Genomic DNA, 21,332 nt, shown 5'->3' with positions numbered 1-21,332 from the left:
CCCGGCGCAGTGCCGGGGCCGTCGTCATCTGGCGCGGCTCCCGATCAGCCGTGGAACGTAGGCTGTCCTGGTGAATCGAACCGCCCGGATCGTCGGCCCCGCGCTCGCGCTCGTCGTCGCCGCGCTCGTCGCCCTCGTGGCGGCGCTCGCCTTCGGCGGTGGTGCCGCCGCCCCGCTGCTGAACGACCCGGGCCCGGTCGTGCGGTACGGGCTCCCGATCGCCAAGCTCGCCGTCAACCTGGGCGCTGCCGGCATGATCGGCTCCCTCGTGCTGACGCTCTTCGCCCTCAGCCCGCGGCCAGCCGTCTCGACCTCGCGAGGGGCCCGCGCCGAGGCCGCCGGCGTCTCGGCCCGCGGCGGATCGACGCGCTCCGCGGTGGCTCCCGCGCGCACCTCCGCCGCCCCTGCTCCCGAGCCGCGCACCGAGTACTCGATCGCGCTCGACGTGGCCGCCGCGAGCGCCGCCTTCTTCGCCGCCGCGAGCGCCGTGACCGGCTTCTTCACCTTCCTCAACGTCACGCAGACGCCCCTGAGCCTCGACCGCGACTTCGGCACCAAGCTCAGCTACTTCATCGGCAGCATCCCCGTCGGCCAGTCCTGGCTCATCACGACCCTCCTGGCCGCGGTCGTCACCGTCCTCTGCTTCGCCGTCCGCAATCAGACGGCCCTGGTCTTCGTCACCGTCCTGGCCCTGCTCACCCTGCTGCCGATGGCCCAGCAGGGTCACGCGGCCGGAGCGAGCGGGCACGACGCCGCAGTCACCGCGCTCGGCCTGCACCTCGTCTTCGCTGCCGTCTGGCTCGGTGGCCTGCTCACGGTCGTCGCCCTGCGGCCGATGCTCGAGGGCTCGCGGCTGCTGCCGGTGATCGAGCGCTACTCCAGCCTCGCTCTGGTGAGCTTCGTCGTGGTCGCCGCCTCCGGCTACATCAGTGCCGAGCTGCGCCTGGCGACGCTCGACAATCTGCTCACCGGCTACGGGATCCTGGTGCTCGTCAAGGTCGCGGCGCTCGTCGCCCTCGGCCTGTTCGGCGTCGTGCAGCGGCGCTTCCTCCTTGAGCGGATGCGTTCCGCCGGCGGAGCGGGCGGCCGCAGCTTCTGGTGGCTGGTCGGCGCCGAGATCGCGTTCATGGGCATCGCCTCCGGAGTCGCCGCCGCGCTCGCGCGCACGGCCACCCCGGTCGACCAGATCGCGGCCAGCCAGCTGACCGACCCGACTCCCGCGCAGCTGCTGACCGGCGAGCCCCTGCCGCCTCCCCCCAGCGCTCTGCACTTCGTCACGCTGTGGAACGTCGACCTCGTCTGGCTGCTGGTGTGTTCGTTCGGCATCGCCTTCTACGTCGCCGGCGTGGTGCGCCTGCACCGGCGCGGCGACCGCTGGCCTCTGCACCGCACGATCCTCTGGATCGCCGGGATGCTCCTCCTGGCCTACATCACCAACGGTGGAGTGAACGCCTACGAGAAGTACCTGTTCAGCGCGCACATGCTCGCGCACATGGTCCTCACCATGGCTGTGCCGGTGCTGCTCGTGCCCGCCGCACCGGTGACCCTGATCGCGCGCGCGGCGATTCGGCGGACCGACGGCTCCCGCGGACCGCGCGAGTGGGTGCTGCTCGCCGTGCACTCGCGGTTCGCCACCGCGATCTCGCATCCCATCGTCGCCGCGCTGCTGTTCGTCGGATCGCTCTGGGGCTTCTACTATTCCCCGCTGTTCCGCTGGGCCACGACCGACCACATCGGTCACGAGTGGATGATCGTGCATTTCCTGATCACGGGCTACCTCTTCGTGAGCGTCCTGATCGGAGTGGACCCGAGCGTGCACCGTGTGCCCTACGCGATGCGCCTGCTGTTGCTGCTGGGCACGATGGCGTTCCACGCCTTCTTCGGCCTCGCGCTGATGACGGGGGAGGGCCTTCTGCTCGCGGACTGGTACGGAGCGATGGGCTGGGGCACCTCCGCCCTCGCCGACCAGCAGGCGGCGGGCGGCATCGCCTGGAGCATCGGCGAGATACCGACACTCGCGCTCGCCATCATCGTCGCGATGATGTGGAGCCGCTCCGACGCCCGTGAGACGAAGCGCCGCGATCGCCAGGCCGACCGCACCGGCGAGGCGGAGCTCACCGCCTACAACGACCGCTTGGCGGCGCTCGAGAAGCGCCGCTGACGATCGATCGGGGTCTTCCCCCTTTCTCTCTCGGGGGTGCGCCCCTGATTCTGCGCCGCGCCTGACCTCGGCCCGTGGCGTCTTCCTAGACTGGCCGCGCCGTTCGCCCGGACCGTCCTCCGATGGTTCCGGTGGAGCGGCCGGACGAGAGGGGAGGCCTCATGATCGAGGCACGGGGACTGACGAAGAGGTTCCGCGCGAAGACCGCGGTCGACGGGATCGACTTCACCGTCGAGCCGGGGCGGGTGACCGGATTCCTCGGACCCAACGGTGCGGGCAAGTCGACGACCATGCGGATGATCATGGGGCTGGACCGTCCCACGGCGGGCTCCGTGCGGGTCAACGGCCGGCACTACGCCGAGCACGCGGCGCCGCTGCACGAGGTGGGCGCGCTCCTCGACGCCAAGGCTGCGCATCGCGGCCGGTCTCTGCGCGACCACCTGCGGGTGATCGCGGCGACGCACCGCATCCCGCGCTCCCGCGTCGAGGAGGTGATCGAGCTCGTCGGCCTGCAGAGCGTCGCCCGCAAGCGCGTGGGCGGGTTCTCCCTCGGAATGGGCCAGCGCGTCGGCATCGCCACCGCCCTGCTGGGCGACCCCCAGACCCTCCTGCTCGACGAGCCGGTGAACGGCCTCGATCCGGAGGGGGTGCGCTGGGTCCGCGACTTCGTCCGCGGCCAGGCTGCGGAGGGTCGCTGCGTGCTGCTGTCGTCGCACCTGATGAGCGAGATGGCGCAGACCGCCGACCACATCATCGTGCTCGGCCGCGGTCGGATCCTCGCCGACGCTCCGCTGAACGACTTCCTCGCCGAGGCCAGGCCCCGCGTGCGGGTCTCGAGCCCCGAGGCCGACCGGCTCGCCGGACTGCTGGCCGATCGCGGTGCGCGCGTCGGCCGAACCGCGGGCTCTCTCGACGTCGAGGGCCTGGACGCCCCCACGATCGGGGAGCTGGCCTTGCACGGCGGTATCGCCCTGCACGCCCTCACGCCACTGACCCGCTCCCTCGAGGAGGCCTACACCGCGATGACCGAGGGAGCCCTCGAATACAGCACCGCCACCTCCTCGGAAGGAGCCGCCCGATGACCGATCGGAGCACCGCCACCGCCCCCCGACGCTCCGCGCTCGACGGAGTCCGACTCCGCCCCGGGGGAGTCGTCGCCTCCGAAGTGCTCAAGCTGGTGACCGTCCGCTCGACCTGGTGGTCGATCGGCGTCGCGGTCGTTCTCTCTCTCGGCCTCGCAGCGATCCTCGCGTCCGACATCGCCGGTGAGCCGATCGCCGAGCTGGCGACCGCCCGCGCCGTCAGGGCGTCGAGCGTGCATCTGCAGGTGATCGGGCTCGTCATCGCCGTCCTCGGCGCCCTGTCGATCGGCGGCGAGTACGCGACCGGCATGATCCGCTCGACCTACACCGCCGTCCCGCGACGGCTGCCGTCCCTGCTCGCGCGCGCTGGTGTGGTCGCCGGTGCGGCGTTCCTCGTCGGAACGGTGACCACGGCCGGGTCGTTCACTCTCATCTCCTCGGGGCTCGCGAGCCGAGGAGCAGCCCCTGTACTCGACGGTGAGGTGTTCGGGGCGCTCCTCGGCGGGGCGTTCTATCTCGCGGTCGTCGGCGCCTTCTCCGTGGGCATCGGGGCACTGCTGCGCAGTTCGGCGGCGGCGATCGGGATCTCGGTCGGCGTGCTCTTCGTCCTGCCGGTCGTGGCCGCCCTGGCCGGGGCCCTGCTGCGGGCGCAGTGGGTCGCCGACGCGAGCCCCTACCTGCTCTCGCGCCTGGGCGGAACGCTCTCCGACCTCCCGGACGACTCCGGGATCGGCCTCGCGGCCGCTGTCGCCGGGGCTCTCGGCTGGGCGCTCGTCGCACTCGTGCCCGCCCTCGTGGCGACCCGCGTGCGCGACGTGTGAGCCGGCCGTCCCGCCTCCTCCACAGGCCGTCGCAGACGGCCGTCGTGCCCGCCGCGACCTCGGAGGAGGCGGGGCGCGGGGCTCCGCTGGGTACAGTGGTCCGGTGACCCAGCCGACCCTCTCCGACGAGCAGCAGCGGGTGTTCGACCTCATCGAGAACACGCGCGAGCACCTCTTCGTCACCGGCCGAGCAGGCACCGGCAAGTCCACCCTGCTCAACCACCTGAGCTGGAACACCGAGAAGCAGATCGTGATCTGCGCGCCCACCGGAGTCGCCGCCCTCAACGTGGGCGGCCAGACCATCCACTCGCTCTTCCGCCTGCCGATCGGCGTCATCGCCGACTCCGACCTCGACCAGCCTCCTGAGCTGCGCAAGCTCCTGAACACCATCGACACCCTCGTGATCGACGAGATCTCGATGGTCAACGCCGATCTCCTCGACGGCATCGACCGCAGCCTCCGCCAGGCGCGGCAGCGTCGCTCCGAGCCGTTCGGAGGCGTCCAGGTCGTCCTGTTCGGCGACCCCTTCCAGCTCGCCCCCGTTCCCGGCGATCCGGAGGAACGCGCCTACTTCGCCGACCGCTACCGCTCGCTGTGGTTCTTCGATGCCCTGGTCTGGCGGGAGGCGCCGCTGCGGATCGTCGAGCTCGGCACGATCCACCGCCAGAGCGACGAGCGGTTCAAGTGGATGCTCAACGCCGTCCGATTCGGAATGGTGACGAAGGAGATCGCCGACGTGCTCAACGCGGCGGGGGCGCGCACGCCTCCCGCCGACGACGCCATCACGTTGGCGACCCGCAACGACACCGTCAACCGGATCAACCAGGCCGCGCTCGCCCAGCTCAAGGGCCCGCTGAAGACGGCCTCCGCCGAGATCAGCGGCGACTTCGGTGGCCGCGCCTACCCGGCCGACCAGAACCTCGAGCTCAAGATCGGCGCGCACGTGATGTTCCTGCGCAACGACTCCGATCAGCGCTGGGTGAACGGCACGATCGGCCGGGTGACGAAGGTCGCGGGTACGGTCTGGGTCGAGGTGGACGGCGAGGTGCACGAGGTGGAGCCGGCGACCTGGGAGCGCTACCGCTACTCCTACTCCGCGGCCACCAAGAAGCTGACCCGCGAGATCGTCGCCGAGTTCGCGCAGTTCCCGCTCCGCCTCGCCTGGGCGGTCACGATCCACAAGTCGCAGGGCAAGACCTACGACTCGGCCGTGGTCGACCTCGGGCAGCGCGCCTTCGCGCCGGGCCAGACCTACGTGGCGCTCAGCCGCATCACGAGTCTCGAGGGCCTCTACCTCACCCGTCCCCTGCGCCCGAGCGACATCATCGTCGACAAGGATGTGCTGCGCTTCATGTCCGAGCAGCGCGCGGAGCCGGCCGTCGTCGCCGAGGTGCGTCCCTAGGCCGCGGCGCAGGTGCGCGCCAGGTCGCGGAAGAGCTCGGTGGTCAGGCGGTACGCCTCCGCCACCTCCGCGATGACGCGCTCGCGCTCGTCCTCGTCCCAGCCCGCGCAGTCGAGCTGCTCGCGGTAGGTGGCGCGGAACGCCGACGGCGCCGCTATCTCGGCGTAGAGGAAGAAGCCGACGCCGTTGGTCTCGAAACCGAAGCGGCGCTGCAGCAGGGTGCGCACGATCACGCAGCCCGAGAGGTCGCCGAGGTAGCGCGTGTAGTGGTGGGCGACGAAGCCGCCGCTCCACCCCGCCGCCACCGTCCGGATCCGCTCGACGTACGCGCTCGTCGAGGGGAGCGGGCGGATGCGCTCGCGCCAGTCCTCACCGACGAGGAACCGCAGGTCCTCGGTGATGGCGGGCAGGCGGGTCAACTGGGGAGAGAGGAACGGGGCGGCGACGGGATCGCCGGACATGGCGTCGGCGACGGCCTCGAGCGCCTCGTAGACGAAGTAGTGCTGCGAGATGAGCGCGATGTAGTCGTCGCGGCTCCCGGAGCCGGTCATCAGCGACGTCATGAAGGCGGCGCCCTCGTCGTCGGCGCCCGATTGCCCGATGCGTCGGCGCAGCGCCTCCGAGAACGGGATGACGTTCGACACGGCGACCTCCCTCCACGACTTAGGTTGTCCTTACCTTAGCCGAGTGGGGCCGCCAGGGCCAGGGTCAGTGCCGGTGACCGCCGTCGACGACCGGCATCGTCATGCCGCCCATCCCACTCGATCCGCCCGACGTGGCGGCGAGAGCGGGAGTCGCGAGCGCGGAGACCATCAGCGCGCCGGCCAGCAGACCGATGACGGCGCGGGAGGCGGACACGGGCCGCTCCTCCTGTACCGGCGACCGGAGCGAGACGGCGACCACGGCCGCGGCGATGAGCTGGAGCGCTCCCGCCGCCAGCGCCGGCAGCGGCTCGCCGAGGACGCCCGTCGCCAGTGCGACCGCGATGGCGCCGAGGGAGGCGAGCGCTGCGGCGAGCGCGGTCCGCGGCAGCACGATCCGTCCTCGGGCGAGGACCAGCACGGCCCAGAGCAGCTCCGCGGCGCCGAGCGCGCCGAGTAAAGGGGCTTGGACGCCCTCGCCGCCTGCCGCGAGCGAGAGGTGGACGAGCCCCGCGCCGAGGCCGGCGAAGGCGGCGTTGCAGCGGGTCACGGTCGTCATGGCTGCTCCGATCGCGCGAGAGGAAAAAGGAGGCCCCGGATCGACACACCGCATCGTGTCGTCCGGGGCCGTTCAGTCCGTCCGCCGTGGAAAACGGCGGGCCCACGGCGGACGGAGTCTCAGGGGGGGGGGGGCGAGGCCGCCCGGGTCAGGCAGTCGCGGCGGTCCGCGCCCGCGCCACCTTCTCGGTGCCGAGTCCGACTCCCAGGAGCACCAGCGCGCTGGCCAGGTGGAGGAAGTGGTCGGCGGTGTTCAGTGCCAGCACATTCAGGGCGGTGTCGACGAGGAAGAATCCGACGACGCCCAGTGCGAGGTACACCGCGCCGACGGTGATGTTCACCGTCTTCGCCGCGGACACGGTCGACAGGCCCGCGATGAGCAGTGCGCCTCCGATCAGCAGGTGGGCGATGTTGTGTAGCGGGTTCACCTCGAAGACGCCGAGCAGAAGCCCGCCCTCGGTGGCGAGGAACTGCACGCCGCCCGTGACGACGAAGCCGAGAAGACCGACGACGACGTACACAGCTCCGAAGAGAGTCGCCAGCAGCCGGTTCGGTGATCTGCTCATGGTCGTCGACCTCCTTCGAGCAGCGCCTCTGCTCTGTACTGCCTCTTCGTAACCCGGCGCCTGCCGGTTTGGAAACAGTGCGGACTCTGCCGGTCACGGTCAGGACACGAAAGCCCCCGGGGCCCGGATCCTCCGTCTCGGCGCGGCAGACGCCCCCGTACAGTGGGTGCCATTCGCAGGCGACAGAGGAGTCGAACGGCATGGTGGGGATCCGTACTCTGACGCGGACGGGGCTGCTGATCGTCCCCGTCCTGGTCCTCGCGCTCGCCGGTTGTACCGGCTCCTCGTCCTCGAGCGTCCCCGACGCCCCCGGCGGGCCGGTGCCCGAGGAGCTTTCGGCGGCCCTCACCGCAGTCCTCGACGAGGCGATCGGCGTCGCGGGCGCCACGGGAGCGGTCGCGGGCGTCTGGTCGCCGTGGGCGGGCGGCTGGGAAGCGGCGATCGGCTCGGAGTCGGACGAGCGCACCACCCCGCTCACCACGCAGGCGCACGTGCGTCTCGGGACGGGCGGCACCGAAGCGATGACCTGCGACGTCGTGGCCGGCCTCGCCGACGAGGGGCGGCTCGACCTCGACGCCGACATCGGGCTGGCGCTCCGCTCGCTCCCCGGAGTCGACGGGCTCACGCTCCGCCAGCTCTGCTCGCACACCTCCGGTCTGGCCGACTTCCGCTCGGCGCTGTGGCCCGCCGTGGTGCAGAACCCCACCCGTCGGTGGCCGACGCTCGAGCTGCTCTCGGCCGCGCAGGTGCGTGCCGAGTCGGCTGACCCCGGAGAGGCATGGTCCGACTCGTCGACCGGCCCGCTGCTCGCCGGCCTCGTCGCCACCCAGGCGACCGGTCGCAGCATGAGCTCGCTCTACGGCGAGTACGTCGTCCCGCGCTACGGACTGCGCAGCACGACGCTGCCCTCCGCCTCCCAGATCGACCTACCCGCGCCCGCCCCGCGCGGCTACGCGGCAGGCCTCGATCCGCTGACCGGAGCGCTGCGCTGCGACGTCCGCCGCGACGTCGGCACCGCCTCCCCGTCGTCCCTGGGTGCGGCCGGGGGAGTCGTGACCGACCTGGAGGACCTGCGGCGGCTCGCGGTCGGACTCGCCGTCGATCCGGCGGGCGACGCGATGTGGCTGGACCCGGTCCCGCAGGGCCAGGGGCGTCCGGAGTGGCTCCTCGCCGGGCTCGGCGGGCACCAGGCCGGTCCGCTGCGGGGTTTCGCCGGCATCGCTCCGGGCTTCCTCACGGCCGCCTACTCCGATCCTGACTCCGGGCTGACCGTTGCAGTCTCGTTCAACAGCTCCATCCCGGGTCCCGATCTCGTGGCGACCGTCGCGCGCGGGCTCGCGGCGGTCGCCGTCGAGCAGGGTGCCGCCGCCGGTGCAGCAGGACTGCCGCAGCTGCCCTGGACCGCGGAGGGTGAGCGCAGCGCCGTCCAGGCGACGCAACCGCGCTGCTGATCCCGCGGTCCTACGCTGGTGCCATGGCGATCACTCCCGACACCAAGGACTGGACCTGGGTGCTCGAGCGCCCCTGCCTCGAGTGTGGCTTCGACGCCTCGCTCCTCGACGCGGACGAGATCTCGGAGCTCCTCCGCGAGAACGCCGCGGCCTGGCCGTACGTCCTCGAGCGCGAGGATGCGGGCGGCCGCCCTGACGACGAGACCTGGTCGCCGCTCGAGTACGCGGCGCACGTGCGCGATGTGCACCGCATCTACCTCACCCGCCTCCGGCTGATGCTCGAGGGTGACGACCCGCTGTACCCCAACTGGGATCAGGACGTCACCGCCGTGGAGGAACGCTACGACCAGCAGGACCCGGCGACCGTCGGCCGTGAGCTGGTCGAGGCGGCCGAGAGCATCGCCGCTCTCTTCGACAGAGTCTCCGGGGCGCAGTGGCAGCGCCGCGGACGCCGGAGTGACGGCGCCTCCTTCACGGTCGACACGATGGCGCGCTACTACCTGCACGACGTGCAGCACCACCTGCACGACGTGCAGGGCTGAGCGCTCACGTGTCGATGAGCTGCGGATTGAGGAAGGAGAGCGTCCGCGCGTAGGCGAGCGCCGCGGAGGCGGGGCTCACCGCCTGGCGCAGGTTCCCGTTCGCGAAGTGCCGCCGAGTGTCGGGGTAAGTGTGCGCAGTGACGGGCGTGCCCGCCTCCTTCAGTCGGCCGACGAACGACTCCGGGTCCTCGTCCTCCGCCCACTCGTCGCGCTGCGCGTAGTGCAGAAGGGTCGGGCACGGCACCAGCACGTGCTCCTCGGTGCCGAGCACGGCGTAGTAGGCGACCACCGCGTCCACGAGGCCGGTGCCCGCGGCGAGCAGCCCGAGTCGCCCGCCGAAGCCGAAGCCGATGATCGCGCTGCGCTGCGCTCCCGCCGCAGTGCCTGCGCGCACCGCCTCGGCGACGGAAGCGAGGGTGCGGTCCTGCGGCGCCATTGCGGCGAGGTCGCGTGCGTCGTCCGGGGCGAGCGTCGCCCATCCGTCGTACAGGTCGGGGACCAGCACGTGGTACCCGTGCTTCGCCACCGCCTCGGCGAACGGCTCGAGCCACGGCAGCCGCCCGAACACGTCGTGCAGCACGACCACCACGGGGCGGCCGGGCTGCCCGTACTCGAGGGCGACGCCGGGCGACGGGATCTGCACGAGCTCGCTCACCACTCCACCCTGCCCTGCGGAGGAGCGGATGCGGCGCGCTGCCGCGGGTCCACTCGGCGTGTCGCGGCCGATCGGGGTCAGTGACGGTCTCTCCGGGCGGGCACGGTGCCGGTGACGTCGGGCAGCGCCCCCGCGGTTGAGAAAAAAGAAGGCGGCTCCGGAGCGGCGCTCGGTCTCGCTCCGGCACGCGGGCCTCCTCGACGGTGTCAACGCATCCGTCGATGATCGTCTCGACGACCGCTCTGCCCTCCGTGCGATCACGGTGGAGCAGGAGCCGTCGCCTTAGCGGTCCACGGATGAACGCTTTTTGGCCGGCGCCCCCGACCGCGCCTAGCGTCGTGCGTGCCGTCCACCGCTGATTCACGGACACCGACGAGCGGGCGTCCTGTCCACCCGAGGTCCACGAGCGGTACGGCCGTTTCTTCGCCGCGCGCTTGCGGATGGCGGCAGGTGCGGGGAGCGACCCGGCCAGAGCGGCACGACTCGCTTCCGCTCTCGCGGAGCGCAGCACCGAGTTCCTGCGACTGGGGGAGCTGCACGAGGTGGCCCTGCGCTACGACGATTGCAGGACGCTCGTGCATCCGGAGGTCGGCCGGATCGACGTGGACGCGCAGGTGCTCTTCACGGACAACCGCGCGCAGCCCCCGTCGTGCTCGCGGCTGGCCGAGGGGGGCGACAACCGCGCGAGGCTGGACCTTCTGAAGGTGATCGAGCGCCAGCGGCCCACAGCCTGAGGCGGAGCGTCGGCGGCGGGACCGTCGAGAGCGCATCGCCGCCGAGCGGCATCCGGGCGCAGGGCGATCCCGGCGCGGACAGGACGCGGCCGACAGGGAGGGATCGGTCGAAGGTGGCGTGGAGAGCGAGTGACGGGAATCGAACCCGCGCCATCTGCTTGGGAAGCAGAAGTTCTACCATTGAACTACACTCGCGCGGCGCCGCTCAGGCGCACCCGGATATCGTAGCAAGGCCCGCGCCGCCCCCACGCACCGGGGTCGCCCCACGCCCTAGGATCGCCTGGTGCTCCTCTCCGATCGCGACATCTCGCTCGAACTCGCCTCCGGCCGCGTCGGGCTCGCCCCGCACGATCCGTCGATGCTCCAGCCGTCGTCCGTCGATGTGCGACTCGATCGCTTCTTCCGACTCTTCGACAACCACCGCTACCCCTACATCGATCCGGCCGAGGACCAGCCCGAGCTGACCCGCCTGGTCGAGACTCCGAAGGGCGAGCCGTTCATCCTGCACCCCGGCGAGTTCGTGCTCGGCTCGACCTACGAGCAGGTCTCGCTTCCCGACGACATCGCGGCGCGCCTCGAGGGCAAGAGCTCGCTCGGGAGGCTCGGGCTGCTCACGCACTCGACCGCCGGCTTCATCGATCCGGGCTTCACCGGCCACGTCACCCTCGAGCTGAGCAATGTGGCGACGCTGCCGATCACACTGTGGCCCGGGATGAAGATCGGCCAGATGTGCTTCTTCCGCCTCAGCTCGCCGGCTGAGAAGCCCTACGGCTCCAGCGAGTACAGCTCGCGCTACCAGGGCCAGCGCGGCCCGACCGCCTCGCGTTCGTCGCTCCGCTTCCATCGCACGGACGTGTACGCCGACTGACCTCGCGGACGGCGGTGGAGGCGCGGTCAGCCCAGCAGGCGGGGGAGCTGCAACACGAGCCAGGGCGAGAACGCCCACGGTGTCGCGCGCACGGCGGCGAGCATCGCCTCCGGATCGACCCACTCGTGGTCCATCACTTCGTCCGCCCGCGGGTCGAGCGCGTCACGGCTCGACAGGACAGCCGTGTAGACGGGGCAGATCTCGTTCTCGACGATCCCGGAGGCGTCGACCGCGCGATAGCGGAAGTCCGGCAGAGCGACTTCGAGGGCGTCGAGCCGTGCCCCGAGCTCGCGCTCGGCGCGGCGCACCACGGCGTCCTCGACCCGCTCGCCCGGGGCGGGGTGGCCGCAGAACGAATTCGTCCACACTCCCGGCCAGGTGCGCTTCTCGAGCGCGCGGCGGGTGACCAGGAGCGCCCCGTCGGGAGCGAAGACGTGGCAGGAGAACGCCAGGTGCAGGGGGGTGGCCGTGTCGTGCACGGTCAGCTTGTCGGCGACGCCGACGGCGCTCCCCATCTCGTCCAGGAGGACCACCTGCTCGATCCGGTCCGTCTGCACGGCGATGCCTGGCGAAGTCATACCTGCAAGTGAAGCACGCCGCAAGACATCAGCCGGCTTATCGTTCTCGAACGGTGCTTTGTTAGCCTTCCCCCGTGGATACGCGCGACCCCGTGGTTCTGTCCCGGTTGAGACAGGAGCACGTCGATGCCGTCCTGGACCGTTTCTTCTCCTTAGCGAGGTCACGGGCATCGCGTCTCGGACCCCGCTATCTCACTCTCTGGCAGACCCTGGAGGCCAATACCCGGGGAGGCAAGCGCTTCCGCCCGCTGATGGCGATCTCGGCGTACGAGGCCCACGGTGGTCAGGATCCTGAGGCGGCCGCCCACCTCGGTGCCGCGTTCGAGCTGCTGCACACCGCGCTGATCGTGCACGACGATGTGATCGACCGCGACTTCGTGCGGCGGGGCGGCCCGAACGTCTCGGGCAGCTACCGCGACGAGGCCACCACCGCAGGCCTCTCCATCCCGATCGCCGAGCACCGCGGCACCTCGGTCGCCGTGATCGCGGGCGACCTCGCTCTCACCGGTGCCCACCGCCTGGTCGAGGGAGTCGGCGCCTCCGACGGCGTGCGCGCGCGCCTGCTGACCCTGCTCGACGAGGCCGTCTTCGCCTCCGCCGCCGGCGAGCTGGCCGACGTCGACTTCTCGCTGATGCCGGGGATGCCCTCGGTGGAGGAGGTACTCGAGATGGAGCGCCTGAAGACCGCCGTCTACTCGTTCGAGGCGCCGCTGCAGGCCGGCGCGATCCTCGCCGGCGCCTCCGATGCCGCGGTGGAGGCGCTGGGAGAGTTCGGGCGCTGCATCGGCATCGCGTACCAGATCGTCGACGACCTGCTCGGCGTCTTCGGCTCGGAGGGACAGACCGGCAAGACCACCCTGGGCGATCTCCGCGAGGGCAAGCGCACCGTCCTGATCGCCCATGCCGCCGGCACCGACTGCTGGCCCGAGATCGAGCAGCTGATCGGCGACGAGCACCTCGATCCGTCCACCGCCGAGAGGGTCCGCGCGATCCTCGAGGAGTGCGGGGCCCGCGGTTTCGCCGAGGCGCTCGCGGACGAGTTCGCCGACAGGGCGTGGGCCGCCCTCGAGTCGCCCGCGGTGACGGAGGCGTTCCGCACCGAGGTCCGCCCGCTCGTCGCGAGCGTGGTCGGTCGCACGCGATGAGCGCCGCGATGTCCGCGAGCGCCCCCCGCTCCCTCCGTTCGACAGCGCTCGCGTCGTGCATCCAGCCGCAGCCCCGTACGGTGGCACGATGAGCCGCCAGAGCGAACTGTACGACCGCGTCGCACACGAGTCGTCCGCGCAGGTGATCCGGCGCTACTCCACCTCCTTCGGGTTGGCGACCCGCCTCCTCGGCGCGGGCGTGCGCGAGCGGGTCGAGGACGTTTACGCCCTGGTCCGCGTCGCCGATGAGATCGTCGACGGGGTGGCCGAGGAGGCGCGGCTCGACCGCGCCGCCGTCGAGGAGTCGCTCGACGCCTTCGAGGCCGAGACCGAACGCGCTCTCACCACCGGCTACAGCTCGAATCTCGTGATCCACGCCTTCGCACGCACCGCCCGCGCGACCGGCTTCGGCAGCGAGCTAACCCGCCCGTTCTTCGCGTCGATGCGCGCCGACCTGCGCGAGAGCGAGCACACCGCCGAGTCGTTCGAGGCCTACGTCTACGGCTCGGCCGAGGTCGTCGGCCTGATGTGCCTGCACGTGTTCCTCGCCGCTCCCGACGCAGGCCTCGTCTCGGAGGCGGACCGGGACCGCTTGGTCGCGGGTGCGCGTCGTCTGGGTGCGGCGTTCCAGAAGGTCAACTTCCTCCGCGACCTCGCCGCCGACGTCGACGGCCTCGGCCGCAGTTACTTCCCGGGAGTCGACCCGCGCGCCTTCTCGGAGCGCGACAAGGCCGCCCTGCTTGCCGATCTCGACGCCGATCTCGAGGCCGCCGGTGCGATCGTGCCGGAGCTGCCGCGCTCGAGCCGCCGAGCGGTGCTGCTCGCCCACTCGCTCTTCGCCGCCCTCGCCGACCGGATCCGCGCGACACCGGCCGAGGAGCTCCTCCGCGCCCGCGTCAGTGTGCCGACCGCCACGAAGGCGGCGCTCGCGGCGAGGGCGGCCGTCTCTACCCTTGCGCCGAGGCTGGGCCCCGGACCGGCCAGGGCGACCCGTTCGAAGGCCGGGCCGCACCGCGCCGTCGTCGTCGGCGGCGGGATCGGAGGCCTCGCCTCCGCCGCGCTCCTCGCTCGCGACGGCTACGACGTGACGCTCCTCGAGGCCCGCGAGGTCGTCGGAGGCCGGGCCGGCTCGTGGGAGCACGAGGGCTTCCGCTTCGACACCGGCCCCTCGTGGTACCTCATGCCCGAGGTGTTCGACCACTTCTTCCGCCTGATGGGCACGAGCGCCGAAGAGCGCCTCGACCTGGTGAAGCTCGACCCCGGCTACCGCGTCTACAGCGAGGGCGTGGACGAGCCGATCGACGTGCTCGCCGACCTCGAGTCGAACCTGGCCCTGTTCGAGAGCATCGAGCCGGGTGCGGGCGAGCGGATGCGCCGCTACCTGGAGTCCGCGCGCGACACCTACGAGGTCGCCAAGCGCCGCTTCCTCTACACCAGCTTCTCCTCTCTCCTCCCGCTGCTGCGCCGCGACGTGCTCAGCCGCACCGGGAAGCTCGGCCGGCTGCTGCTCACCCCACTCGACACCTTCGCCGCGACCGCTGTCACCGACAACCGCCTCCGCCAGATCCTCGGCTACCCCGCCGTGTTCCTGGGGTCGTCGCCGTTCAGCGCGCCGAGCATGTACCACCTGATGAGCCACCTCGACCTGGCCGACGGCGTGCTCTACCCGATGGGCGGATTCACGACGCTGATCGAGGCCGTCGCCGACGTCGCCGAGGAGGCGGGCGTGCGCATCCGCACCTCCTCGCCGGCGACCCGCATCCTCACCGCCCGATCGCCGCGCGGCGGCCGCCACGGCGCCGAGGTCGTCGGAGTCGAGTTCGCCGGCCCCGAGGGCAGTGAGCGGATCCCGGCCGACCTCGTCGTCAACGCCTCCGACCTCTTCACCACCGAGCAGTCGCTCCTGCCCGAGGAGCTGCGCACCTACCCGCCGGCGTACTGGGAGAACCGGGAGCCGGGCCCGAGTGCCGTCCTGGTGCTGCTCGGCGTCCGCGGCGAGCTGCCGCAGCTCGAGCACCACACGCTGCTGTTCACCGAGGACTGGCGCGAGAACTTCGGGAAGATCTTCGGCGAGCAGCCGAGCGTCCCGGATCCCGCCTCGATCTACGTCTGCCGGCCGAGTGCGACTGACCCGAGCGTGGCTCCGGAGGGGCACGAGAACCTGTTCGTGCTCGTCCCCATCCCGGCCGACACCTCGATCGGCCGCGGCGGAGTGGACGGCGCCGGTGATGCGCGCGTCGAGGCCATCGCCGATTCCGTCATCGAGCAGATCGCGACCTGGACCGGCGCGGTCGACCTCGCCGAGCGCATCGTCGTACGCCGCACCATCGGCCCGGCCGATTTCGAGAACGATCTCGGCGCCTGGCGCGGCTCGATGCTGGGCCCCTCGCACGTGCTCTCACAGAGCGCCTTCTTCCGCGCCGGCAACGTGAGCCGGCACGTCGACGGTCTATTCTTCGCGGGCAGCTCGACGATCCCGGGCATCGGACTGCCGATGTGCGTCATCAGCGCCGAGGTGATGCTCAAGCGCGTGCGCGGCGACGTCTCGACCGAGCCCCTGCCGGTGCGCGAGGCGCCGAGTGCCCCCGTCGCGCCGAGCGTCGTGGAGGGGTCTGCGTCCGTCCTCGCTGCGGCGGGGGAGTAGGCGTGGGGATCCTCTACCTGCTCGCGCTCGTTGTCTCGATCACCGGGATGGTCGTGCTCGACCGGCGCTTCGGCCTGTTCTTCTGGGCGGATGCGCGGCGGGCCGCGATCGTGCTGCCGGCCGGTGTGGCGTTCTTCCTGGTCTGGGATCTCGTGGGCATCGGCCTCGGCGTCTTCTTCCGCGGCGAGACCCCCTACATGACCGGCGTTCAGCTCGCGCCCGAGCTGCCCATCGAGGAGGTCCTCTTCCTCACCCTCCTCTGCTACCTGACGATGGACGTGCACGGCTTCCTCTCGCGGCGCGGCGCGCAGCGGAGGGTGGGGGAGCGCGCATGACCTATCTCCTGCTCAACACCGTGTTCCTCGCGGTGGTGCTCGTGCTCCTCCTCGTCGCCCTGCGCCGACGCACCCTGCGCGCCTCCGCTCTGCTCGGCACGCTCGCCGTGCTGCTGCTGATGACGGCCGTGTTCGACAACGTGATGATCGGCGTGGGCCTGCTGGTCGCCTACGACGACGAGCTGATCTCGGGCATCCGCATCGGCGTCGCTCCGATCGAGGACTTCGCCTACGCCATCGCCGCGGCTCTCGCCCTCCCCGCCCTGTGGACCCTCCTCCCCGCTCGACGACGGAGCGAGGCGTGAACCGGCTGCGCGCGCTCTTCGTCTCGAGCCGCCCGCTGAGCTGGGTGAACACCGCCTACCCGTTCGCGGCGGCCTACCTGCTGACCACGCGCGAGGTCGACGTCGCCTTCGTGCTTGGCACCCTCTACTTCCTCATCCCGTACAACCTCGCGATGTACGGCATCAACGACGTCTTCGACTACGAGTCCGACCTCCGGAACCCCCGCAAGGGAGGCGTCGAGGGCGCCGTCCTCGACCGCAGTGAGCACAGAGCGACGCTGATCGCCGCTGTCGCCACGAACGTGCCGTTCCTCGCCGCTCTGGTCCTGCTCGGCTCGCCGGTGTCGTGGCTGGTCCTCGCGATCAGCGTGTTCGCCGTGATCGCCTATAGCGCGCCGGGGCTCAGGTTCAAGGAGCGGCCCTTCGTCGACTCGCTGACCTCGGCGACCCATTTCGTCAGCCCCGCCGTCTATGGGATCGCGCTCGCTGGCACGACCGTGACCGGCCCGCTCGTGGCGCTGCTCGTCGCCTTCTTCCTCTGGGGCATCGCCAGCCACGCCTTCGGGGCGGTGCAGGACATCCTCGCGGACCGTGCGGGCGGCATCGGCTCGATCGCGACCGTGATCGGAGCGAGGGCGACCACCCGCTTCGCGATCGCAGCGTACGTGGCGAGCGGGCTCCTGCTGCTGCTCCTGCCGTGGCCGGGGACGCTCGCTGCGCTGCTCGCGCTGCCCTACGCGATGAGCATCTGGCCGTATCGATCGCTGTCGGACGCGGAGGCGGAACGCGCGAACGCGGGCTGGAAGCGCTTCCTTGCGCTCAACTTCCTGACCGGGTTCCTGGTCACGCTTCTGCTGATCGTGTTCTGGCTCGCGACCTGATCGCGCAGCTCGCTCGTCGTTCCTCGGAACGGCCGGCCCGAGCGGCGCGGCCGGAACGGCGGGCCAAGAGCCCGGAGGACCTGAAACGCAGGCTTCGAGCCCGCAGGCCCTGACATGCAGGCGCCGAGGCGCAGGCTCCGAGGCGCAGCCTCAGAACAGGTCGTGCGGAGCGACGATGAGGACGATCACGACCGCGAGCGCGGCGAGCAGACCGATGGCGAGCGCGACGAATCCGATCCGTCGCACGATGCGCCGGGCGCGGGTGCTCCGCGACTCGCGGCGCTTCTTGCGGACCCGGACCGACGTGGGCTGCGCGGGTGCGGCGCTCTCGTCGCCGGTGGCGTCTGCGGCCGCCGCGGGGACGGCGGTCCCGGCCGTCGGCCACTCCGACGCGGGTGTCGTGGAGGGGCGCTCCACCGCGGGAACGTTCTCCTGCGTGTGCCGCTCGGGGCCGGGCAGCCGCTGGTCCACGGGACGTGTCGTCATTCCCGATCCTCCTTCACGCCGCGTCGGCGCGACCCGGTCACTCTAGGCGAGCGGGAGGCGTCTGCTGCGGCTCTGGCGCGTTCTGCGGGTCCTGCGCGAGCGGTGCGCCCGACGGCGGGCGCCGCACCGGCAGCAGCAGCGCCAGGCCGACGGCGAGCACGACCACCAGCCCGAGAATGCCCCAGTACTGCACGTTCGCCTCGCCGTTGCCCGACACGGCGGCGGCGATAGACACGGCGGCGGAGAAGGCCGCCGGGGCGAGGAAGGAGGCGGCGCGGCCCGTCGTGGCGTAGAGGCCGAAGATCTCGCCCTCGCGCCCCTCCGGGATGAGCCGGGCGAGGTAGCTGCGGCTGGCTGATTGCGCGGGGCCGACGAACAGGCACAGTAGCAGCCCGAAGATCCAGAAGACCGTCGTGCCGCCGTCGTGCAGCGCGAACACCGCGGTGCCGGTGACGAGCAGCCCGACCAGGGAGGTGACGATGACGGCTTTGGGGCCGATCCGGTCGTCGAGCGCGCCGACCGAGATGGTTGCGACCCCGGCGACCACGTTCGCGGCGATCGCGAACAGGATGACCTCGCCGGCGGTGAAGCCGAACGTGCCCTGCGCCAGGACTCCGCCGAAGGTGAAGACGCCCGTCAGCCCGTCGCGGAACACCGCGCTCGCGATCAGGAAGGTGACCGTGCTGCGGCTCTCGCGCCAGAGCGTCGCGATCTGAGCGAAGAGTGCGCGGTAGGAGGCGAGCAGGCCGATCCGCTCCGCCCGTCCGACCCGTGCGGGCGTCTCGGGCACCGCGAACAGCACCGGGAGGGCGAAGATCGCGAACCAGAGGCCTGCGAGCAGGATCGAGACGCGCACGTCGAGCCCGTCCTCGCCGCTGACGCCGAAGAGGCCCACCTCCGGAGAGATGAAGCCGAAGTACACGACGAGCAGCAGGACGATGCCGCCCACATAACCCATTCCCCAGCCGAATCCCGAGACGCGGCCGATGCTTGCGCGCGTCGAGACCTGGGTGAGCATCGCGTTGTAGTTGACGCTCGCGAACTCGAAGAAGACGGTGCCCACGGCGAGCAGCCCCAGCCCCAGCCAGAGGAAGGCGGGATCGGGGCGGACGAAGAACATCAGCAGGATGCACAGCACCACGACGGCGGAGTGGATCCCGAGCCAGAAGCGTCTGCGCCCGCCCGCGTCCGCCCGTCGGCCCGAGATCGGGGCGATGACCGCGACGACCATGCCTGCGGCCGCGAGGGACCAGCCCAGGGCGGCCGAGACTCCGCTCGGTGTGCCGAAAAGACCGTCGCTCGTCAGGTAGACGGTGAAGACGAACGTCGTCACCACCGCATTGAAGGCCGAGCCGCCCCAGTCCCACAGGCCCCAGGCCAGGACGGGCCAGCGTCCGGTGCGCGTCGTCATGGGCTCACCGTAGGGGGAGGAGGTGAACGGTCGGAAGTGCCGCGGCGCGAGGCTGAGAGTTGAGCCGACTCGGCTCACCTTTTAGCTTCTCGACTTGACGTCGAGAGGGTGGCCGTTAAACTTGAGCCTGTGGAACTCAAGTCCTGCAGAGGATTCCGCACCACCCGTCAACTGACCGGCCCGCCGCCCGCGCGAGGGCCGATCGCGAAGGAGAACAACGCATATGTCCCGTGCCGTAGGCATCGACCTGGGAACCACCAACTCTGTCGTGGCCGTCCTCGAGGGGGGCGAGCCCACTGTCATCGCCAACGCCGAGGGCTTCCGCACCACTCCGTCGGTCGTCGCGTTCACCAAGGACGGCGAGGTGCTCGTCGGCGAGACCGCGAAGCGCCAGGCCGTCACCAACGTCGACCGCACCATCGCCTCCGTCAAGCGCCACATGGGCACCGACTGGACTTTCGGCGTGGAGGACAAGAAGTACACCCCGCAGGAGATTTCGGCCCGCATTCTGGGCAAGCTCAAGCGCGACGCCGAGCAGTACCTGGGCGACAAGGTGACCGACGCGGTCATCACCGTCCCCGCCTACTTCAACGACGCCGAGCGCCAGGCCACGAAGGACGCCGGAGAGATCGCCGGCCTCAACGTCCTGCGCATCATCAACGAGCCGACCGCAGCCGCCCTCGCCTACGGCCTCGACAAGGGCAAGGAGGACGAGCTCATCCTCGTCTTCGACCTCGGCGGCGGAACCTTCGACGTCTCCCTCCTCGAGGTGGGTAAGGACGACGACTTCTCGACCATCCAGGTCCGCGCGACCTCCGGCGACAACCGCCTCGGCGGCGACGACTGGGACCAGCGCGTCGTCGACCACCTGGTCAAGCGTTTCAAGGAGTCCACGGGCGTCGACGTCTCGAAGGACAAGATCGCGCGTCAGCGCCTCAAGGAAGCCGCGGAGCAGGCGAAGAAGGAGCTCTCCTCCAGCACGTCGACCAGCATCCAGCTGCCCTACCTCTCGCTCACCGAGAACGGCCCGGCGAACCTCGACGAGACGCTGACGCGCGCCAAGTTCGAGGAGCTCACCAGCGACCTGATCGAGCGCACCCGCAAGCCGTTCACCGACGTGATCGCGGAGGCGGGCGTCAAGGTCGAGGACATCGCCCACGTCGTCCTCGTCGGCGGCTCGACCCGTATGCCGGCCGTGGCCGAACTCGTGAAGAAGCTCACCGGCGGCAAGGAGCCGAACAAGGGCGTCAACCCGGATGAGGTCGTCGCGGTCGGCGCTGCGCTGCAGGCCGGTGTCCTCAAGGGCGAACGCAAGGACGTCCTCCTGATCGACGTGACCCCCCTCTCGCTGGGCATCGAGACCAAGGGTGGGATCATGACCAAGCTCATCGAGCGCAACACGGCCATCCCGACCAAGCGCTCCGAGACCTTCACCACGGCCGACGACAACCAGCCGTCCGTCGCGATCCAGGTCTTCCAGGGCGAGCGCGAGTTCACTCGCGACAACAAGAACCTGGGCACCTTCGAGCTGACCGGCATCGCTCCGGCCCCCCGCGGCATCCCGCAGGTCGAGGTCACCTTCGACATCGACGCCAACGGCATCGTGCACGTCTCGGCGAAGGACAAGGGCACCGGCAAGGAGCAGTCGATGACGATCACCGGCGGCTCGTCCCTGCCCAAGGACGACATCGACCGCATGGTCCGCGAGGCCGAGGAGCACGCCGCCGAGGACAAGGCCCGCCGTGAGGCGGCCGAGATCCGCAACAACGCCGAGACCCTCGCCTACTCGATCGACAAGCTGATCAAGGACAACGAGGACAAACTGCCCGAGGATGTCACGTCCGAGGTCCAGGGCGATGTCGACGCGCTGAAGACCGCGCTGGCCGGAGACGACGAGGCGGCCGTCAAGACCGCGTTCGACGCTCTCAACGCCTCCCAGACCAAGATCGGCCAGGCCATCTACTCGCAGGAGCAGGCCGCCCAGAGCGCCCCCTCGGACGCTCCGGCCGATGGCGAGAAGAAGGACGACGAGGACATCGTCGACGCCGAGGTCGTCGACGAGGACGAGCCGAAGGACACCAAGTAGT

20 protein-coding genes, 1 tRNA gene and 1 pseudogene are annotated in these 21,332 nt (G+C 70.9%); 14 read left to right on the top strand and 8 right to left on the bottom strand.

All coding sequences use genetic code 11. From position 1 onward, the window contains the following. Positions 1-70: 70 nt before the first annotated feature. From GSU10_RS13110 to GSU10_RS13095, 4 genes are all read left to right on the top strand, one after another. Positions 71-2,161, top strand: a complete 2,091-nt coding sequence (locus GSU10_RS13110) for a bifunctional copper resistance protein CopD/cytochrome c oxidase assembly protein (protein WP_241972915.1) — start codon at positions 71-73, stop codon at positions 2,159-2,161. 161 nt (positions 2,162-2,322) lie between these two features. Beyond that, positions 2,323-3,243: an ABC transporter ATP-binding protein gene (locus GSU10_RS13105; RefSeq protein ID WP_068212794.1), complete on the top strand. Its 921-nt coding sequence runs from the start codon at positions 2,323-2,325 to the stop codon at positions 3,241-3,243. Then, on the top strand, positions 3,240-4,064 hold the full coding sequence (locus GSU10_RS13100; protein ID WP_068212797.1) for an ABC transporter permease: 825 nt from the start codon (positions 3,240-3,242) through the stop codon (positions 4,062-4,064). The genes GSU10_RS13105 and GSU10_RS13100 overlap by 4 nt, the downstream gene beginning before the upstream one ends. A gap of 103 nt (positions 4,065-4,167) precedes the next feature. Beyond that, positions 4,168-5,466: an ATP-dependent DNA helicase gene (locus GSU10_RS13095; RefSeq protein WP_068212800.1), complete on the top strand. Its 1,299-nt coding sequence runs from the start codon at positions 4,168-4,170 to the stop codon at positions 5,464-5,466. On the opposite strand, the gene GSU10_RS13090 is transcribed toward GSU10_RS13095, so the two are convergent. The 3 genes from GSU10_RS13090 to GSU10_RS13080 form a co-directional block, all read right to left on the bottom strand. Further along, on the bottom strand, positions 5,463-6,110 hold the full coding sequence (locus tag GSU10_RS13090) for a biliverdin-producing heme oxygenase (RefSeq protein ID WP_068212804.1): 648 nt from the start codon (positions 6,108-6,110) through the stop codon (positions 5,463-5,465). The genes GSU10_RS13095 and GSU10_RS13090 overlap by 4 nt on opposite strands. Before the next feature lie 64 nt (positions 6,111-6,174). After that, the gene (locus GSU10_RS13085) at positions 6,175-6,666 is read right to left on the bottom strand and encodes a hypothetical protein (protein ID WP_132505000.1); all 492 of its coding nucleotides are present in this window, start codon (positions 6,664-6,666) and stop codon (positions 6,175-6,177) included. A gap of 148 nt (positions 6,667-6,814) precedes the next feature. Then, positions 6,815-7,231 carry a DUF4383 domain-containing protein gene (locus GSU10_RS13080; protein WP_068212680.1) on the bottom strand — a complete coding sequence of 139 codons (417 nt, stop codon included), beginning with the start codon at positions 7,229-7,231 and terminating at the stop codon, positions 6,815-6,817. Between the two features lie 200 nt (positions 7,232-7,431). Here GSU10_RS13080 and GSU10_RS13075 point away from each other — a divergent pair, with 200 nt between their 5' ends. Both GSU10_RS13075 and GSU10_RS13070 read left to right on the top strand, forming a co-directional pair. Continuing rightward, the gene (locus GSU10_RS13075) at positions 7,432-8,682 is read left to right on the top strand and encodes a serine hydrolase domain-containing protein (protein WP_068212677.1); all 1,251 of its coding nucleotides are present in this window, start codon (positions 7,432-7,434) and stop codon (positions 8,680-8,682) included. Between the two features lie 23 nt (positions 8,683-8,705). After that, the gene (locus tag GSU10_RS13070) at positions 8,706-9,224 is read left to right on the top strand and encodes a DinB family protein (RefSeq protein WP_068212674.1); all 519 of its coding nucleotides are present in this window, start codon (positions 8,706-8,708) and stop codon (positions 9,222-9,224) included. A 4-nt stretch (positions 9,225-9,228) separates the two neighbouring features. Here GSU10_RS13070 and GSU10_RS13065 read toward each other — a convergent pair whose 3' ends face one another. Next, positions 9,229-9,879, bottom strand: coding sequence for a dienelactone hydrolase family protein (locus tag GSU10_RS13065; protein WP_068212671.1), 651 nt, complete (start codon positions 9,877-9,879; stop codon positions 9,229-9,231). A 419-nt stretch (positions 9,880-10,298) separates the two neighbouring features. Here GSU10_RS13065 and GSU10_RS13060 point away from each other — a divergent pair. Then, positions 10,299-10,613, top strand: a pseudogene (locus GSU10_RS13060) (MmyB family transcriptional regulator); the annotation flags it as partial. A 124-nt stretch (positions 10,614-10,737) separates the two neighbouring features. Here GSU10_RS13060 and GSU10_RS13055 read toward each other — a convergent pair. Next, positions 10,738-10,808 (bottom strand) — tRNA-Gly (locus tag GSU10_RS13055). Positions 10,809-10,896: 88 nt separating this feature from the next. Between GSU10_RS13055 and dcd the strand changes: the two genes are divergently transcribed. After that, positions 10,897-11,481 carry a dCTP deaminase gene (gene dcd / locus GSU10_RS13050; protein WP_068212665.1) on the top strand — a complete coding sequence of 195 codons (585 nt, stop codon included), beginning with the start codon at positions 10,897-10,899 and terminating at the stop codon, positions 11,479-11,481. Positions 11,482-11,507: 26 nt separating this feature from the next. Here dcd and idi read toward each other — a convergent pair whose 3' ends face one another. Then, positions 11,508-12,059 (bottom strand): isopentenyl-diphosphate Delta-isomerase, encoded by a 552-nt coding sequence (idi, locus tag GSU10_RS13045; RefSeq protein ID WP_068212662.1) that lies wholly within the window; start codon positions 12,057-12,059, stop codon positions 11,508-11,510. 74 nt (positions 12,060-12,133) lie between these two features. On the opposite strand from idi, the gene GSU10_RS13040 reads away from it, so the two are divergent. From GSU10_RS13040 to GSU10_RS13020, 5 genes are all read left to right on the top strand, one after another. Further along, positions 12,134-13,204, top strand: a complete 1,071-nt coding sequence (locus GSU10_RS13040; RefSeq protein ID WP_236713685.1) for a polyprenyl synthetase family protein — start codon at positions 12,134-12,136, stop codon at positions 13,202-13,204. An 88-nt stretch (positions 13,205-13,292) separates the two neighbouring features. Further along, the gene (crtI, locus tag GSU10_RS13035; protein WP_132504996.1) at positions 13,293-15,848 is read left to right on the top strand and encodes a phytoene desaturase family protein; all 2,556 of its coding nucleotides are present in this window, start codon (positions 13,293-13,295) and stop codon (positions 15,846-15,848) included. A gap of 2 nt (positions 15,849-15,850) precedes the next feature. Further along, positions 15,851-16,183 (top strand): lycopene cyclase domain-containing protein, encoded by a 333-nt coding sequence (locus GSU10_RS13030; protein ID WP_082845018.1) that lies wholly within the window; start codon positions 15,851-15,853, stop codon positions 16,181-16,183. After that, entirely contained in the window at positions 16,180-16,488 is a 309-nt protein-coding gene (locus tag GSU10_RS13025; RefSeq protein ID WP_068209079.1) for a lycopene cyclase domain-containing protein, read from the top strand. The genes GSU10_RS13030 and GSU10_RS13025 overlap by 4 nt, the downstream gene beginning before the upstream one ends. Next, a complete protein-coding gene (locus tag GSU10_RS13020; RefSeq protein WP_068209076.1) occupies positions 16,485-17,348 on the top strand; it encodes a prenyltransferase in 864 nt (287 codons plus the stop codon). Before GSU10_RS13025 ends, GSU10_RS13020 begins: the two co-directional genes overlap by 4 nt. 150 nt (positions 17,349-17,498) lie before the next feature. Here GSU10_RS13020 and GSU10_RS13015 read toward each other — a convergent pair whose 3' ends face one another. Continuing rightward, positions 17,499-17,834, bottom strand: coding sequence for a hypothetical protein (locus tag GSU10_RS13015; protein ID WP_068209073.1), 336 nt, complete (start codon positions 17,832-17,834; stop codon positions 17,499-17,501). A gap of 37 nt (positions 17,835-17,871) precedes the next feature. Next, on the bottom strand, positions 17,872-19,245 hold the full coding sequence (locus GSU10_RS13010) for an MFS transporter (protein ID WP_068209095.1): 1,374 nt from the start codon (positions 19,243-19,245) through the stop codon (positions 17,872-17,874). 223 nt (positions 19,246-19,468) lie between these two features. Between GSU10_RS13010 and dnaK the strand changes: the two genes are divergently transcribed. After that, a complete protein-coding gene (gene dnaK, locus GSU10_RS13005; RefSeq protein ID WP_068209070.1) occupies positions 19,469-21,331 on the top strand; it encodes a molecular chaperone DnaK in 1,863 nt (620 codons plus the stop codon). The last annotated feature ends 1 nt before the right edge of the window (position 21,332 follow it).

The sequence above is a fragment of the Rathayibacter tanaceti genome (assembly GCF_009834165.1).
In the GTDB taxonomy this organism is placed as follows: domain Bacteria; phylum Actinomycetota; class Actinomycetes; order Actinomycetales; family Microbacteriaceae; genus Rathayibacter; species Rathayibacter tanaceti.
The sequence above is the reverse complement of the archived record's forward strand: the minus strand, read 5'-3'. Positions and strand labels throughout refer to the sequence as shown.

What these genes read in the sequence shown, in the direction of transcription:
- GSU10_RS13105 (WP_068212794.1), top strand. Translation starts at nt 2,323, where the DNA reads ATGATCGAGGCACGGGGACTGACGAAGAGGTTCCGCGCGAAGACCGCG.
- GSU10_RS13100 (WP_068212797.1), top strand. Translation starts at nt 3,240, where the DNA reads ATGACCGATCGGAGCACCGCCACCGCCCCCCGACGCTCCGCGCTCGAC.
- GSU10_RS13085 (WP_132505000.1), bottom strand. Translation starts at nt 6,666, where the DNA reads ATGACGACCGTGACCCGCTGCAACGCCGCCTTCGCCGGCCTCGGCGCG.
- GSU10_RS13080 (WP_068212680.1), bottom strand. Translation starts at nt 7,231, where the DNA reads ATGAGCAGATCACCGAACCGGCTGCTGGCGACTCTCTTCGGAGCTGTG.
- GSU10_RS13075 (WP_068212677.1), top strand. Translation starts at nt 7,432, where the DNA reads ATGGTGGGGATCCGTACTCTGACGCGGACGGGGCTGCTGATCGTCCCC.
- GSU10_RS13070 (WP_068212674.1), top strand. Translation starts at nt 8,706, where the DNA reads ATGGCGATCACTCCCGACACCAAGGACTGGACCTGGGTGCTCGAGCGC.
- idi (WP_068212662.1), bottom strand. Translation starts at nt 12,059, where the DNA reads ATGACTTCGCCAGGCATCGCCGTGCAGACGGACCGGATCGAGCAGGTG.
- crtI (WP_132504996.1), top strand. Translation starts at nt 13,293, where the DNA reads ATGAGCCGCCAGAGCGAACTGTACGACCGCGTCGCACACGAGTCGTCC.
- GSU10_RS13025 (WP_068209079.1), top strand. Translation starts at nt 16,180, where the DNA reads ATGACCTATCTCCTGCTCAACACCGTGTTCCTCGCGGTGGTGCTCGTG.
- GSU10_RS13015 (WP_068209073.1), bottom strand. Translation starts at nt 17,834, where the DNA reads ATGACGACACGTCCCGTGGACCAGCGGCTGCCCGGCCCCGAGCGGCAC.
- GSU10_RS13010 (WP_068209095.1), bottom strand. Translation starts at nt 19,245, where the DNA reads ATGACGACGCGCACCGGACGCTGGCCCGTCCTGGCCTGGGGCCTGTGG.
- dnaK (WP_068209070.1), top strand. Translation starts at nt 19,469, where the DNA reads ATGTCCCGTGCCGTAGGCATCGACCTGGGAACCACCAACTCTGTCGTG.